15 protein-coding genes and 1 tRNA gene are annotated in these 14,082 nt (G+C 60.0%); 4 read left to right on the top strand and 12 right to left on the bottom strand.

Features of this window, described 5'->3' with window-relative positions:
- Nucleotides 1-28 precede the first annotated feature (28 nt).
- Complete coding sequence (gene pflB, locus NX84_RS11475) at nucleotides 29-2,122, bottom strand: formate C-acetyltransferase (protein ID WP_039676710.1); 2,094 nt, start codon at nucleotides 2,120-2,122, stop codon at nucleotides 29-31.
- Between the two features lie 390 nt (nucleotides 2,123-2,512).
- Here pflB and NX84_RS11480 point away from each other — a divergent pair, with 390 nt between their 5' ends.
- Nucleotides 2,513-4,435 carry a solute carrier family 23 protein gene (locus NX84_RS11480; RefSeq protein ID WP_039676712.1) on the top strand — a complete coding sequence of 641 codons (1,923 nt, stop codon included), beginning with the start codon at nucleotides 2,513-2,515 and terminating at the stop codon, nucleotides 4,433-4,435.
- Nucleotides 4,436-4,482: 47 nt separating this feature from the next.
- Here the strand turns inward: NX84_RS11480 and NX84_RS11485 are convergent, their stop codons facing one another.
- Genes NX84_RS11485 through NX84_RS11495 form a run of 3 tightly spaced genes read right to left on the bottom strand, consistent with a single transcriptional unit; the run spans nucleotide 4,483 to nucleotide 5,844 of the window.
- Complete coding sequence (locus tag NX84_RS11485) at nucleotides 4,483-5,088, bottom strand: hypothetical protein (protein ID WP_039676714.1); 606 nt, start codon at nucleotides 5,086-5,088, stop codon at nucleotides 4,483-4,485.
- A gap of 4 nt (nucleotides 5,089-5,092) precedes the next feature.
- Entirely contained in the window at nucleotides 5,093-5,449 is a 357-nt protein-coding gene (locus tag NX84_RS11490) for a DUF3817 domain-containing protein (protein WP_039676715.1), read from the bottom strand.
- The gene (locus tag NX84_RS11495; protein WP_039676717.1) at nucleotides 5,446-5,844 is read right to left on the bottom strand and encodes a hypothetical protein; all 399 of its coding nucleotides are present in this window, start codon (nucleotides 5,842-5,844) and stop codon (nucleotides 5,446-5,448) included. The genes NX84_RS11490 and NX84_RS11495 overlap by 4 nt, the downstream gene beginning before the upstream one ends.
- A 144-nt stretch (nucleotides 5,845-5,988) precedes the next feature.
- Here NX84_RS11495 and NX84_RS11500 point away from each other — a divergent pair.
- Nucleotides 5,989-6,070, top strand: a tRNA-Leu gene (locus NX84_RS11500).
- 334 nt (nucleotides 6,071-6,404) lie between these two features.
- Here the strand turns inward: NX84_RS11500 and rdgB are convergent.
- The 8 genes from rdgB to clpS all read right to left on the bottom strand — a co-directional run bounded on the left by rdgB (nucleotide 6,405) and on the right by clpS (nucleotide 11,969).
- Nucleotides 6,405-7,016 carry an RdgB/HAM1 family non-canonical purine NTP pyrophosphatase gene (gene rdgB / locus NX84_RS11505; protein WP_039676719.1) on the bottom strand — a complete coding sequence of 204 codons (612 nt, stop codon included), beginning with the start codon at nucleotides 7,014-7,016 and terminating at the stop codon, nucleotides 6,405-6,407.
- A complete protein-coding gene (rph, locus tag NX84_RS11510; RefSeq protein ID WP_039676720.1) occupies nucleotides 7,010-7,738 on the bottom strand; it encodes a ribonuclease PH in 729 nt (242 codons plus the stop codon). The genes rdgB and rph overlap by 7 nt, the downstream gene beginning before the upstream one ends.
- A gap of 23 nt (nucleotides 7,739-7,761) precedes the next feature.
- On the bottom strand, nucleotides 7,762-8,529 hold the full coding sequence (locus tag NX84_RS11515) for an MBL fold metallo-hydrolase (RefSeq protein WP_039676722.1): 768 nt from the start codon (nucleotides 8,527-8,529) through the stop codon (nucleotides 7,762-7,764).
- A gap of 68 nt (nucleotides 8,530-8,597) precedes the next feature.
- Nucleotides 8,598-9,374 carry a glutamate racemase gene (gene murI, locus NX84_RS11520; RefSeq protein WP_039676724.1) on the bottom strand — a complete coding sequence of 259 codons (777 nt, stop codon included), beginning with the start codon at nucleotides 9,372-9,374 and terminating at the stop codon, nucleotides 8,598-8,600.
- Entirely contained in the window at nucleotides 9,374-10,096 is a 723-nt protein-coding gene (locus NX84_RS11525) for a rhomboid family intramembrane serine protease (protein ID WP_039676726.1), read from the bottom strand. Before NX84_RS11525 ends, murI begins: the two co-directional genes overlap by 1 nt.
- A 12-nt stretch (nucleotides 10,097-10,108) precedes the next feature.
- Nucleotides 10,109-11,080 (bottom strand): P1 family peptidase, encoded by a 972-nt coding sequence (locus NX84_RS11530; protein ID WP_039676728.1) that lies wholly within the window; start codon nucleotides 11,078-11,080, stop codon nucleotides 10,109-10,111.
- Between the two features lie 4 nt (nucleotides 11,081-11,084).
- On the bottom strand, nucleotides 11,085-11,621 hold the full coding sequence (locus NX84_RS11535) for a DUF2017 domain-containing protein (RefSeq protein ID WP_039676730.1): 537 nt from the start codon (nucleotides 11,619-11,621) through the stop codon (nucleotides 11,085-11,087).
- A gap of 12 nt (nucleotides 11,622-11,633) precedes the next feature.
- A complete protein-coding gene (clpS, locus tag NX84_RS11540) occupies nucleotides 11,634-11,969 on the bottom strand; it encodes an ATP-dependent Clp protease adapter ClpS (protein ID WP_039676731.1) in 336 nt (111 codons plus the stop codon).
- A gap of 92 nt (nucleotides 11,970-12,061) precedes the next feature.
- Between clpS and NX84_RS11545 the strand changes: the two genes are divergently transcribed.
- Both NX84_RS11545 and NX84_RS11550 read left to right on the top strand, forming a co-directional pair.
- On the top strand, nucleotides 12,062-12,646 hold the full coding sequence (locus NX84_RS11545; protein ID WP_039676733.1) for a spore germination YkwD domain-containing protein: 585 nt from the start codon (nucleotides 12,062-12,064) through the stop codon (nucleotides 12,644-12,646).
- Between the two features lie 41 nt (nucleotides 12,647-12,687).
- Nucleotides 12,688-14,040, top strand: coding sequence for a nicotinate phosphoribosyltransferase (locus NX84_RS11550; RefSeq protein WP_255209182.1), 1,353 nt, complete (start codon nucleotides 12,688-12,690; stop codon nucleotides 14,038-14,040).
- Nucleotides 14,041-14,082 lie beyond the last annotated feature (42 nt).

Here is a 14,082-nt window from a genome sequence, read left to right on the forward strand (position 1 = left end):
TCCTTTTCGGAAGTGGTGTGAAAGTGGTTTATTTGGAATCCATGATGAAGCCGGCGTCGAGGACACCCACCAGGTTGGTGATGCGTTCCTCAGGCGTGCGGCCCAAACCGGACGGGGTGATGGTGTTCGTCAGCGAGATGCCGTCGAGCGCATCCTTGTAGTCCAGCTTGCCCACCGACAGCATGGAAGCAACCATGCCGTGGTTGTCTGCGCCGTTCTCCGGGTTTGCGCCCGGGGCGAACGGAGTACCTGCCTGGTGGCCAGACGGGAAGGAACCGGTGGCCTTGCCGTAGACCACGTTGGAGGTAATGGTCAGCACAGACTGGGTCGGGATGGCGTTGCGGTACATCGGGATGGCCTTAATCTTCGCCATCACGGTGTGGACGATGGTGGCGGCGATGTCATCGGCGCGGTCATCATCATTGCCGTAGAACGGGAAGTCACCTTCCGTCTTGTAGTCCACGATGAGACCAGTCTCATCGCGCACCGGGTAGACCTTGGCGTACTTGATGGCGGAGAGGGAGTCAGCCACGATGGACAGACCCGCGATACCGCAGCCCATGGAGCGCACGATATCGGAATCGTGCAGCGCCATCTCGATTGCTTCGTAAGCGTACTTGTCGTGGCAGTAGTGGATGATGTTGAGGGCCTCAACGTAGGTGCCCACAACCCAGTCCAGCATCTCCTCGTACTTCTGCCAGACCTCGTCGAAGTCCAGCGGGCCATCGCCCTGGATAGCCTCGTAGCCGTCCACGACTTGCTTACCGCTTACCTCGTCGCGGCCACCGTTGATGGCGTAGAGCAGGGCCTTAGCGGCGTTCACGCGGGCGCCGAAGAACTGCATTTGCTTGCCGACGGCCATCGGGGACACGCAGCAGGCAATTGCGGCGTCGTCGCCCCACTGCTCACGAATCTGCTTATCGGACTCGTACTGGATGGACGAGGTCTCAATCGAGATGTGGGCACAGAATTCCTTGTAGCCCTCCGGCAGCTGCGGATCCCAGAAAATGGTGATGTTCGGCTCCGGTGACGGGCCAAGGTTGACCAGGGTCTGCAGCAAACGGAAGGAGGTCTTGGTGACCATGTGGCGGCCGTCAGAACCGAAACCAGCATCGGTCCAGGTTGCCCAGTACGGGTCACCAGAGAAGATCTGGTCGTAATCCTCGGTACGCAGGAAGCGCACGATGCGCAGCTTGAGCACCAGCTGGTCGATGATCTCCTGAGCGTCTTCCTCAGTGATGATGCCAGCGGCAAGGTCGCGCTCGAAGTAGCAATCGAAGAAGGCGGAAAGGCGGCCGATAGACATGGCAGCGCCGTCCTGCGACTTAATGGAAGCCAGGTAGCCAAAGTAGGTCCACTGCACAGCTTCGTGAGCGGTCTTGGCCGGCTTGGAGATGTCGAAGCCGTAGGACTCAGCCATGACCTTGAGCTTCTTCAGAGCCTTGATCTGCTCAGCGTGCTCCTCACGGTAGCGAGCCCAGTGCTCGGAGAATCCGACATCGCCGACAGCATGCTTGGACGCTTCCTTCTCAGCGATGAGGTAGTCCACACCGTAGAGAGCCACACGGCGGTAGTCACCGATGATGCGGCCACGGCCATAAGCATCCGGCAGACCGGTAATGATGTGGGAGGAACGGGCAGCGCGGATGCGCGGGGTGTAGATATCGAAGACGGCATCGTTGTGCGTCTTGCGGTAGCGGGTGAAGATCTTCTCCACCTCAGGGTCAGTTTCTTTGCCGGCCTCCTTGATAGCCTGCTTGACCATGCGCCAGCCACCATTCGGCATCATGGCGCGCTTCAGCGGGGTATCCGTCTGCAGGCCGACAATGACGTCATCCTCTTCGCAAATGTAGCCAGCGGGGAAAGCGTCAATATCAGTTGGGGTGTGGGTGTCGACATCGAAGATGCGCTTCTTGCGCTCGATGGACAGGTAGTTTTCTTCCAGGTGCTCCCAGACGCGCTTGGTCTTTTCGGTCGGGCCTTCCAGGAAGGAAGCATCTCCGTCATAGGGGGTGTAGTTGCGCTGGATGAAATCGCGGACGTCGATGTTCTCGGTCCACGGGCCTTCTTCAAAGCCTTTCCATCCCTCAAACTGGACGGATTGCTCAGTTGCGGTGGTCACTATAATGACTCCCTTCGTACTTCATACGACGTGTGGAAAATCTGCCACAGAAGGGTTTTGGTGACTCCAGTTCACGGGCAATTCGGTCATCACGGTTGTCACCGAACCCCTCTCTGCAGCCCATAGTAAGGGCAAAGCCGTTTTAACTCATATCGTGCGTTTTATGAGGTAAATCACTAAAAACACCGCACAGTGGCCACCCCGCAGGTCGCCGGATCCATAGGTAACGACCGTACTGTTGACTCGCGGGGGTGGACCACCCCCTAAAGTGGCATTCACCACATTTTTTCGCGTTCATTGGGCGAGCTGAAGCCGCTTCTTGGTGTGTGTCCACGCCGCGCTCTATTGTTATGCGCAGTATCCTCGTCTCGCCCTCAAGGAGCTCTTCGCGTGTCTGACACCGCCGCTACTGCTCGCCCCGCCACTCACCCGCCGCACCCCGTGGATGTTGTCCCGCCAGCGCCCAAGCTGGCAGCTCTCGGACTCCAGCACGTCCTCGCGTTCTACGCCGGCGCAGTCATCGTGCCGCTGCTCATCGCTGGTTCCCTCGGTCTCGATGAGGCCACCACGATTCACCTCATCAACGCCGACCTGTTGACCTGTGGTCTGGCCACGTTGATCCAAGCGGTGGGCGTCGGCAAGCACATTGGCGTCCGTCTCCCCATCATCCAGGGCGTCACCACCACGGCCGTCAGCCCCATCATTGCCATCGGCATGAGCGCGGGTGACCAGCCGCTACCCACAATTTATGGCGCGATTATTGCCGCCGGCATCTTTACGTTCTTCGCCGCTCCGGTCTTTGGACGCGTGCTCAAATACTTCCCCCCAATCGTGACCGGCACTGTACTTCTGGTCATGGGTACCTCTCTCCTCGCGGTTTCCGCCAATGACTTCGTGAACTACGCTGACGCCACCCCCGCCTCGCGCGACCTTCTCTATGGTTTCGGCACGCTCACCATCATTATCATCGTGCAGCGTTTCTTCCGCGGCTTCCTGGGCACACTCTCCGTGCTCCTCGGCCTCGTCATCGGCACCGGCGTGGCCTTGGCACTAGGTGATACGTCCTTTGACGGCGTGCGCGAAGCAGACGCCATCGGTATCACCACGCCTTTCTACTTCGGTATGCCGAAGTTCGACATCATGGCGATTCTTTCCCTCATCATCGTCATGATCATCACCATGGTGGAGACTACCGGCGATGTCTTTGCTACCGGTGAGATTGTCAAGAAGCGCATCAAGCGCGATGACGTCGTGCGTGCCATTCGCGCCGATGGTCTCTCCACCACCCTTGGCGGCGTGATGAACTCCTTCCCGTACACCTGCTTCGCGCAGAACGTCGGCCTAGTTCGCTTGACCGGTGTGAAGTCTCGCTGGGTAGCTGTGTCCGCCGCCGGCTTCATGATTGTTCTGGGCCTGCTACCCAAGGCCGCAGCCATCGTGGCCGCCATCCCCTCCCCCGTCCTCGGTGGTGCCTCGTTGGCTCTCTTTGCCAACGTCGCATGGGCCGGCCTGCAGACCATTGCCAAGGAAGACATTACCGACGGCCGCAACGCCGCCATTGTCACCACCGCACTGGGACTGGCCATGCTCGTCACCTTCAAGCCGGACGTGGCAACGGCCTTCCCAGAATGGGCACAGATCTTCGTTTCCTCCGGCATGTCCATTGGTGCGATTACCGCCATCCTCCTCAACTTGTTGTTCTTCCACATCGGTACGCAATCCGGTGACGATATCAGCCGCATCGACGGCGAAGGGGTGTCTCTCACCGAGCTCAACACCATGGAGCGCGACGAATTTGTCGGCGCACTGCGCCCGCTCTTCAACAACGAGACGTGGCCTCTGGAGGCTGCTTGGGAGTCCCGCCCCTTCGACGACGTCAGCCGCCTGCGTGAGGCTATCCAGGTCGCCGTGCTGACCGCGCCGCGTGAGCAGCGCCGTGCCCTCATCCACGACTATCCGGCCATGGATGAGCTGCTGCTTGCCGACGCAACCGAGGCCGCCACCATCTCCGCCGACCGCGGCTCACTTGCCCTCGATGACCTGGACGATGTCCAAACGCAGCAGCTTATCGATGTCTCCCAGGCCTACCGCGAACGCTTCGACATGCCCTTCGTGGCCTACTTGGACACCAACGATTCTGTCGACCGCGTCATCGACGGAGGCGTGCGCCGCCTCGCCAACTCCGACGAGCTGGAGCAGCGCGTTATCTTGAGCGAAATCATCGAGATTGCCAACGACCGCTTCGACATCCTGCTGGCCGATGCCAACCCGGTGCGCGCTTACTGGGACCGCAAGTTCACCGAGGTGGAATGAACATAGTTCATTCCACGTAGATTCGGGTCACTCCACGTTCGATCGAGTCACTGAAACTCCATGGTGACCTGGGCTTCCGGGTCCACGCCGCGGATGATGCCCTCATAAAAGGAACGGGCCTGATCCTGAAGTAGCTCGCGGTTATCGTTGATGTCCTTGCGCTTTTTATCAGCGCTGAGGACATCAGACACCGTGGAAGCAGCATCAAGTGGCTGCGTGGTCCAACTCAGCACGCCGTTGTCCTCCACCGCGGTCTTGAATTCCTCGTCGGTATGACCGATGAAAATAAACTCCGGGATGCTGACGGTATAGGCGTGCTCACCGGTCTCCGTGACGCGAACATCCTTGCCTTCAATTCCCAGCTTCGCCTTGTAGGAGTACTGCACGAACTGTGTGCGATCGGTCCACGGGACCCGCACCCCAAAGACTTCGCCGGCGGAAGACTTCTCCGCCAGTCCCTGAATTCCGAGACTGAGCAGCACTACCTGCTCCTGGCGCTCCACCGCGGTAACCACTTGCGAATTCGTGGATTCGACAGGGGCGCTATACACATCGCGCGGCTGACGCACGATATACATACCCAAACCGGCACAGACGAGGGAAAGAAGCACCACGACGGCAATAAGCGTGGTGCTGAGCTTGCGGTTAGACATGAGCTTAAAGCTGGAACTGCTCGGTAACCTCAACGCGGCGCTTGTGCTCCATCCAGAAGGACAGGAACGGCACCACACCGGCCAAAGCAGTAGTGATGAGCTTGCCCACCGGCCACAGTGCACGCGGGCCAAGAATCAGAATCGACACCAAGTACACCATGTAGGCCACTCCATGTGCCTGGGCGATGAGCGTGGCCCACGACGGCATTTCCATGCCCACGCCGTACTGCAGAATCATGCGCACGACCAGAATGAGCAAGAAGATACCCGTAACCGTGGCCGCGATGGAGAAGAACTTCAGTGGTCCGCGAATGCGCTCCTTGCGGTCTGGGTGCACGGCATTGTTCGCTGGGTTGGTCATGAGTTCTCCTCTTCGGTGCCGCGACGGCGGCGCTGTTTATTCATGGCATTAAAGGTCTCGACGTCCACCTGCGGGCGCGGCGGCAAGAAGTCTTCGTCGATTTTAGTCACCTGTTGTTCCTTGCCCGCGTCCTTGGTTTTAGCTTCATACTGAGCCGGCTCCTGCCCCATTTCGAGGGCCTCATTCTCCGCATCGATGCGCTCGTTCTCATAGCGCAACGCGGTGCGGTAGGCATAGACCACGAAGACAGCAAACAGCGGCCACTGGAAGGCATAGCCCAAATTCTGGAAGGTTCCTGAGCCGGATTTAAAGCGGGTCCACTGCCAATAGGCAAGGAACAAAAAGAGCACGACGAAAAACGCGATGAGGACGATGTGCCACCATCGGACCTTCATCTTCTTTCTCGGGGCTTGGTTGGTGCTCACGCGTATCAGCCTACCCACCATGGTTCGAAAAGTGGATTTCCATCGTAGGCCTGCCGCCCTGTAAGCTATTCAGCGTTGCTCCGAACACAGTGTGTTTCGCGGCTACGTCTTTCAGCGCCCGTGGCGGAATTGGCAGACGCGCTAGATTTAGGTTCTAGTGTCTTATGACGTGTGAGTTCAAGTCTCACCGGGCGCACACCATCAAGGTCTGCGTTGAAGCTTCATACTTCAACGCAGACCTTGTTTCGCCCTGAGCGTGGTTCTAGTCATAGGGTTTCCTTCATCGGGTTCCTCTGGGGGGCAAACAAACCATGTACCAGACCGCACAAGGTTCGTTTGGGGGTAGGGAAACCTTATGAGTGGAACCATGTGAGGAGAGACCAAAGTTACGGGACCATCTGCGCGCATTCTGCGAATTGAACCTGGGGAAACACAGAAGCCGACTCGCAGATGGTCCTTCTAGTTTGGTCTCCTGCCCAACAAGCCCAGCTGGTGGAAGCCGAGGCTGCCGGTAATGGCAGGGCGGCTGCTTAGGCTTGGCGGGCGAGGGCTGCTAAGGGCTCGCGCAGTTGGGCTAGGGCGCGGCCGCGGTGCGAGACCGCGTTTTTCTCCTCAGGCGTCATCTCGGCAGCAGAGCGCTGCTCGCCTTCGGGTTGGAAGAGAGGGTCGTAGCCGAATCCGTTCTCTCCCTGCGGTGCGGTGAGCAGCGAACCGGGCCAGCGGCCCTCCACCACGTGTTCCTCGCCGTCGGGAGTGACCAGTGCACAGACGGAGACGAAGGCTGCCGCGCGGCGCTCAGCAGGAACGTGCGCCATCTGGCCCAGCAAGAGGCGGTTATTCGCCTCATCATCGCCGTGACCGCCCGACCAGCGGGCAGAAAGCACTCCCGGCATGCCGTTGAGCTCTTCGACAGCGAGACCGGAGTCATCCGCAATCGTGGCAAGCCCGGTGTGCTGTACCCCGGCGCGGGCCTTGATTAGAGCATTGTCAGCAAAGGTGCGACCATCCTCGACGGGCTCCGGATAGGGCTCCACAGCCGACAATGGGAGAAGCTCGATACCCTCAATTCCGGCATCGGCCAGGATCTTCTCCAGCTCTTTTAGCTTCTTCGCGTTATTGGAAGCAACGAGAAGCTTTACCATCCCAGGGCCGCCTTCTGTGCCTCAATGAGCTGAGCACAACCAGCCTGGGCCACATCGAGCATGTCGTTAAGCTCCTGACGGCCGAACAGGCCGTGCTCGCCGGTGCCCTGGATCTCCACAAAGTCGCCGCCTTCCTGCATCACCACGTTGAGATCAACCTCTGCGCGGGAGTCCTCCTCATAAGGCAGGTCCAAGCACACGTGGCCGTCAATGATGCCAACGGAGACCGCCGCGATGGGGTCGAGCAGCGGCTCGCCCGGTACAACGCCTTCCTCCTTGAGGTAGGCAATAGCATCCGCCAAAGCCACATACGCACCGGTAATGGACGCCGTACGAGTACCGCCGTCTGCCTGCAGCACATCGCAGTCCAACTGGATGGTGTTCTCCCCCAGCTCAGACAGGTCCACCGCTGCGCGCAAAGAGCGGCCCACAAGGCGAGAGATCTCGTGGGTGCGACCCTTGACCTTGCCCTTCATGGACTCACGCGGCATGCGCTCATGCGTAGCGGAGGGAAGCATGGAGTACTCAGCAGTGAGCCAGCCTTCGCCGGAATCCTTCTTAAAGCGCGGGACTCCAAATTCCACGGAGGCGGTGCACATGACGCGGGTATTGCCGAACTCCACGAGTACCGATCCAGCCGGGTTGGTGGTGAAGTTGCGGGTAATGCGGACGCTACGGAGCTGGTCGAGCGCGCGACCATCAGCACGAGTGAAATCAGTCATGCCCCCTACCCTACCGCGCGGGTTTAGAGCTCGAATTCCATCCCCGAGGCGCCTAGTACAATCTCGCCATCAAACTCGCGCGCAGCAGCCGCGTAGGTCGCGGCAGCATCGCCCCACGGCTGCAGATGAATCAGTACGAGTTTCTTCACCCCAGCTTCGCGGGCCAGACGGCCGGCTTCAGCACCGGACATGTGCATGTTAGGCGCTTTACCCTCTGAGGTTTCGCCCCAGGCGGCCTCGCAGAGGAAGATATCGGCGCCCGAGGCAGCGTCAATCAGCGCCGACGTATACGCCGAGTCCGCGGAGTAACACAGCGTGGCACCGCTTTTCGCGTGTTCCATGCGTAGCGCATAGGTTTCCACCGGATGCACGGTGCGGAAAGGAGTGATGTAGACATCGTCGACCAATTGGCGTTCGCGGTCGACCCACGGGCTAAACGCGAACGTATCACTCATATCATCCACGCCATTGGGCTCATCCGAGGACAAACGGCCTAAATGGGTCTCAGTGGATGACGGCCCAAGGCAGAAGTTGCGGGAGGCCGCTGGCGCAGTGGGGTGGAAACGGCGCCACACCATCAGTGACGGGAAGTCCAAGCAGTGGTCCGCATGCAGGTGGGTCAACGCCACGTGGGCATCGCACGGATCTTGGTGTTCTTGCAAACGTGCGAGGGTCCCAGGGCCCAAGTCCATGACGATGGACGGGGCAGAGTCGAAAGACACGAGGTAGCCAGAGGCCGGGTTACCAATAGTGGGCACCGAGCCTGAACAGCCGAGGATGGTCAACTTCATGCGTTCAATAGTTCCACGAAACAATGAGGGTTGCTGGATTTGAATCGATTGTACCTGTTCATCCGCCATTAAATCTGGGGCCCGAGAAAGCGGGCCGCCAGTCGTGAGAAGGACTCGTGGTCACCGGTGCACTCAAAACTGCGAATGGGGGTCTGCCCTTCGGGCGCGAGCATGTCGGTGGTGGTGAGGATGCGCATGACATCCTTCGCGGTCTCTTCCGCCGAGGACACCAGTGCGACATTGTCACCGATAGCAAGCTGAATGACACCGGTGAGCAGCGGGTAATGCGTGCAGCCCAGCACGAGGGTATCCACGCCCGCTGACTGCAACGGAGCGAGATAACCCTCTGCCACTCCAAGGATCTGGCGGCCGGCGGTAATGCCGCGCTCCACAAAACTCACGAAATCCGGGCAGGCCACAGCGAAGGATTCGACGTTCGGGTTCACCGCGAAAAGATCCTGGTAAGCACCAGAGGTGATGGTACCTTCGGTGCCGATAACGCCAATCTTGCCGTTGCGCGTCGTGGCGATAGCGCGGCGCACTGCCGGACGGATAACCTCGACGACAGGGATGCTGTAGCGCTCGCGGGCATCGTGAAGAAAGGCCGCCGTAGCTGTATTGCAGGCGATGACAAGCATCTTGCAGCCGCGCTCCACTAGCTCGTCGGCGATCGCCGTAGACAACTCACGTACTTGTGCGATGGGGCGTGGGCCATACGGCGCGTGGGCGGTATCGCCGATATAGATGATGGACTCATCCGGCAGCTGCTCCATAATGGTGCGCGCAACTGTCAACCCGCCCACACCGGAATCAAAAATGCCGATGGGAGAAGAGGCGTCAGACATCAGCGCATCCCTGCCTGCGGTTGCGGCTTTACCTTCTTAATCGGGTCATCGGACGTAATCACCATGCCCGCCACAATGCCGCCAATAGCACCAAAGAGGTGACCCTGCCAGCTCACTCCTTCATAGATGGGCAGCACGCCCCAGATGAGACCGGAGTAGGCAAAGCCCAAGCCAACGCCCACAAGGAACTGACTAAGCGAGCGGTTAAAAATACCGCGCACGATGAGGTAAGCCAACCAGCCATAGACCATGCCGGAGGCACCGATATGGGAGGTACCCGGCCCGCCGAGGAGCCACGTGCCCACACCGGCAATGAGCACGACGATGATGGTGACTTCCCACCATGCCTTGCGGCCAGACAGACCGATAAGGAAGCAGAAAATAGCTCCTGGCAGGGAGTTTCCGATGAGGTGCTCAAAATTGGCGTGCAGCAGCGGCGCAGTAAAGATTCCCCAAATACCGTTGAAGTCCAGCGGGTGAATGCCATACTGCCCCAGGTCATTGCCGAAGAAAAGGAAGTTAATGATGTGGATAATCCACTCGATGGCCAAGAAGCCCACGGTGAGCGACAGGGCCGTCTTGAGGCGCCCGGTACGCGTGTAATTCTTCGAATCGCCCGAATTTACGGTGCGCTTCTGACCTACCCCGGCACTATCCGGAGCGGGCTGGAAGGGGTTGGGTTGATAGGAATTCTGCTGGCCAAACGGTCCACTGCTCGTCATAATGCCCCAACTTTAGCAAGAGAGCAGCGAGGAGTACGCCTCCAAGCCCAAGCCTGGGGCGGCATTAACCACGGCATCTACGATGGCAGCCTCCACGGCATCGGCCGCCGCGGAACTGAGGGAGGCGAGAACTTCGGCGTCGACTCCGGGCGCGGTTTCTGCCGTGCTTGCCGACGTCTCCCCTACCCTCCCCGTCGCAGCTGCAAAGATCGTGTCGCCATCCAGCGGCGAGTGGGCTGGGCGCACAGCGCGGGCAATGCCATCGTGGCCAGCCAAGGCGAGGCGCTTGGCCTGTGCCTTAGTGAGGGGAGCATCCGTAAGCACTGCGCCGATGGTGGTGTTGAGATGCGCCTCCGCGAGGCTCGTCGCGGCAGCAAAGCGCCCCACGTCGACGGCTGGTTTGTCAGGTGCGCCAAAGAGCCGGCCGGTCTCTCCATCGATCACTTGGCCCACGGGGTTGGCAACGACGACGGCTGCGAGGGTGTAGGGGGAGACGTCGACAAGCGCACTGCCCACCCCTCCCCGAATCTTTCCTGCACAGGCGCCCACGCCGGCACCAATGCTACCGGTGGTGTCATCGTGTCCCGCCAATGCGGAACACAGTGCCTGCGCGCCATCCTCTGCGGAGGGACGCTGGGTACCGGCAAGCAGGTCAAAGATGACGGCTCCGGGCACGATGGGAACGCGCGGGCCCGGTTTATCTTCGCCGAAGACCGGAAACCCGATGCCGGTTTCCTCAAGTCCTCGCATAACGCCATCGGCCGCGGCCAAACCAAAAGCCGAGCCGCCCGCGAGGACAATCGCGTGGACGCGCTCGACGCTGTTGTGTGGCTCAAGCAGATCAGTTTCGCGCGTACCGGGACCGCCACCGCGTACATCAACGCTGGCGACGGCTCCGCGCTCACCGCAATAGATAACGGTGACACCAGTATCCTCACGCGTGGCGTGACCAACAGAAAAGCCAAGCTCAGGAACAGTTCGCATGGCTTTAGTCCATGATGACGTTGAGCAGGGAGTCCTGGCAGAAGGCTAACCACTCCACAAGGGTGTCGCGGTCCGCCCCCTGGGAGCTGTGCTCGACATCGCCTGCAGCCACGAACAAACGCAGATCATTGAGCCCAGCGAGGAAAGCGTGGGCTTCCTCCTCACTGATGGTGACTTCAACTCCGCCAGTTGGACCAAGCGCCGTGTTGATGACTTGGAGGTTTTCCAGCTTGGCGCGGGCAATATCGTTTTCGTGCAAGGAGCGCAGGAGCGCATTATCGCCATCGAACTCTTCATCGCCGGGTTTTTGAAAATCCGGGAAGAGGCGAGCAAGCGATGGGTCCTCCGGCGCTTCCGTGTGGCCGGTAGGCATATCCACCATGTCCGCCAACTCATCCTTCGGCGCCGATTGGGCACGGGCAATGATGGCCTCTGAGACCGTCGCGGTGAGGTCCCCAATCACCTCGCGCTCCATGGGCTCAAAAACAGCGGTGTACTTAGCACCGCGCATGAAGGACTTTTTCTTCTTCCAGGCTTGCATGCTGTCCCCTCCTTAGCCTGCCTGCTGCATCGTGGCCCACAGACCCGCAACCTGCAGCTTCTTCACATCGGCCTCGACCTTGTCACGCTCACCGCTGGAGACGGCGGCTTTGCCCTCGGTGTGAACCTGCATCATGAGCTCGTTGGCTCGCTTCTTGTCATAGCCTAGGACCGTCTGGAAGACATAGGAGACGTAGCTCATGAGGTTGACGGGGTCATCCCAAACGATGCACATCCACGGCAGGTTTTCGCTCGTGGCGACGTCGACCTCAATGGACTCATCCAATTCCGGGGTGGCCATGGGCGAACTCATCACCACGCCCGCGGACGTTTCTCGGTGCGCATTCATGCCCTCTACACTAGCCAAAAACTGTGACACTGTGAGCGGCTATACTGACGAGTACTCAATATGTGATTATCGTTTCCAGGTGGCTGCCGTCGATGAATTCTTTTGCTCTCCCCACCGCCCTGGCGGATATTCTTGCTGGTCGTACTCCATCCCGCGAGGATATTGCTCGCCTTCTCCAGCTTGTGCTCACCGCGCTCGTGCTGGGCGGCACACTCGTCGCCGCCGTGATCAGCCTGACGTCCCCTTCACAGGGCGGAAGCTCAGATGACAGGCCAGCTCCAGAACCCGCGCCGGTGTCCTGCGACTATGAGCTCCCAGAGGTCCACGTGCAACGCCAGCTTGAGGACATCCAGCGCGATCTCATCGAGGCCCTCAATACCTGGCGCGCAGAAGACAACCAAGGCCCACTCGTGCCGTGGATTGACCGCCAGACCGCGGCCCGTGAAAAGGCCGAGTGCAATGCGGTAACGAAGACCGAAAAGCCAGCAGACGAGAATATCCAGATGGTGCAGCATCACCTGCCTCTGGACAAGGCCAGCGCCTATGAATTCGTGGAAGCCTTCCGCCAGTCCCCGTCCCACGTCGCAGCTCTCCGGGACCGCCGCATGTCCACCGCCGCCGTCGGCGTCGCCTATAACGATGGTCAGGTTTACGTCGTCATTCAGTTGGAAGAATAGATTGGCTGAATTTTTGCTGCATGCTGAGTAGCATCTTCGATGTGACTAATACCTCAGACAACGTCGTGAACGCAGGAAATGTCCCTTCTGACCGTTCCACGGCCCTGCTCACCGATAAATACGAGCTCACCATGCTGCAGGCAGCCCTGCGCGATGGTTCTGCTCACCGCCAGGTAACGTGCGAGGTTTTCGCCCGTCGCCTGCCCAACGAGCGCCGCTATGGTGTCGTCGCCGGCACCGAACGCGTGCTGCGAGCCGTTCGGGATTTCCGCTTTACCGCGCGCCAGCTGGCGGAGATGGACTTCCTCGATGAGGAGACCAAGAATTTCCTCGCTCACTACCGGTTCTCTGGCCAGATTGATGGCTACCGCGAAGGTGAGATTTACTTCCCATATTCTCCGCTGTTGACCGTGCGCGGTACCTTCGGCGAGTGCCTCATCTTGGAGACGGTCATTCTCTCCATCATGAATTCCGACTCTGCGGTGGCCTCGGCCGCCTCACGTATGGTCGTGGCTGCCGATGGCCGTCCGATTATTGAGATGGGCTCACGCCGAGCGCACGAATACGCCGCGGTGACGTCTGCGCGCGCCGCCTACTTGGCAGGATTTGAAGCCACCTCCAACCTCGAGGCAGGCTACCGCTACGACATTCCGGTCTCTGGCACGGCGGCGCACTCTTGGACTCTGGCGCACGTCAATGAGGACGGCACACCGAACGAGGAAGCTGCATTCCGCGGCCAGATCGAAACCCTCGGCGTAGGCACCACGCTGCTTGTCGACACCTATGACATCACCAAAGGCGTAGAGACCGCCGTGAAGGTTGCCGGACCGGAACTCGGCGGCGTGCGCATCGACTCGGGTGATTTGGCCGCGGTTACTCGCCGCGTGCGCAAGCAACTCGATGACCTGGGCAACCACAACACCAAGATCGTGGTCTCCTCCGACCTCGACGAATTCGCCATCGCCGGCCTGCGCGGAGACCCCGTCGATGTCTATGGAGTGGGTACCTCCGTGGTGACTGGCTCGGGCGCGCCGACTGCCGGCATGGTGTACAAGGTCGTGGAGGTCGACGGTCATCCGGTGGCCAAGCGCTCCTCCTCCAAGAAGTCCCAAGGCGGAGCCAAACGTGCGCTGCGTACGTACCGTTCTTCCGGGGTGGCCGTCGAGGAGCTCGTGCTACCTTTCGACGCCGAGGATCCGGACACCGGCACCCTCACCGCCCGCGCCATGACCGTGCCGCTTATGCGCGATGGGGAAATCGTCGACGGACTTTCCTCCCTCCACGAATCCCGCGATTACCTCGCCAACGCCATCACGACTCTGCCATGGGAAGGCCTGGCGCTCACTCGCGATGAACCGGCGGTGCCGACGCGTTTCATCGGCTTCACCTCCTAAAGACACACCGGCTCCGCCCGGCGTTAGCCGGGCACTACACTG

The sequence above is a fragment of the Corynebacterium minutissimum genome (genome assembly GCF_000805675.1).
Taxonomy (GTDB): Bacteria; Actinomycetota; Actinomycetes; order Mycobacteriales; family Mycobacteriaceae; genus Corynebacterium; species Corynebacterium minutissimum.

What these genes read in the sequence shown, in the direction of transcription:
- NX84_RS11485 (WP_039676714.1), bottom strand. Translation starts at nt 5,088, where the DNA reads ATGTCTAACCGCAAGCTCAGCACCACGCTTATTGCCGTCGTGGTGCTT.
- NX84_RS11490 (WP_039676715.1), bottom strand. Translation starts at nt 5,449, where the DNA reads ATGACCAACCCAGCGAACAATGCCGTGCACCCAGACCGCAAGGAGCGC.
- NX84_RS11495 (WP_039676717.1), bottom strand. Translation starts at nt 5,844, where the DNA reads ATGAAGGTCCGATGGTGGCACATCGTCCTCATCGCGTTTTTCGTCGTG.
- rdgB (WP_039676719.1), bottom strand. Translation starts at nt 7,016, where the DNA reads ATGGTAAAGCTTCTCGTTGCTTCCAATAACGCGAAGAAGCTAAAAGAG.
- rph (WP_039676720.1), bottom strand. Translation starts at nt 7,738, where the DNA reads ATGACTGATTTCACTCGTGCTGATGGTCGCGCGCTCGACCAGCTCCGT.
- NX84_RS11515 (WP_039676722.1), bottom strand. Translation starts at nt 8,529, where the DNA reads ATGAAGTTGACCATCCTCGGCTGTTCAGGCTCGGTGCCCACTATTGGT.
- murI (WP_039676724.1), bottom strand. Translation starts at nt 9,374, where the DNA reads ATGTCTGACGCCTCTTCTCCCATCGGCATTTTTGATTCCGGTGTGGGC.
- NX84_RS11525 (WP_039676726.1), bottom strand. Translation starts at nt 10,096, where the DNA reads ATGACGAGCAGTGGACCGTTTGGCCAGCAGAATTCCTATCAACCCAAC.
- NX84_RS11530 (WP_039676728.1), bottom strand. Translation starts at nt 11,080, where the DNA reads ATGCGAACTGTTCCTGAGCTTGGCTTTTCTGTTGGTCACGCCACGCGT.
- NX84_RS11535 (WP_039676730.1), bottom strand. Translation starts at nt 11,621, where the DNA reads ATGCAAGCCTGGAAGAAGAAAAAGTCCTTCATGCGCGGTGCTAAGTAC.
- clpS (WP_039676731.1), bottom strand. Translation starts at nt 11,969, where the DNA reads ATGAATGCGCACCGAGAAACGTCCGCGGGCGTGGTGATGAGTTCGCCC.
- NX84_RS11545 (WP_039676733.1), top strand. Translation starts at nt 12,062, where the DNA reads ATGAATTCTTTTGCTCTCCCCACCGCCCTGGCGGATATTCTTGCTGGT.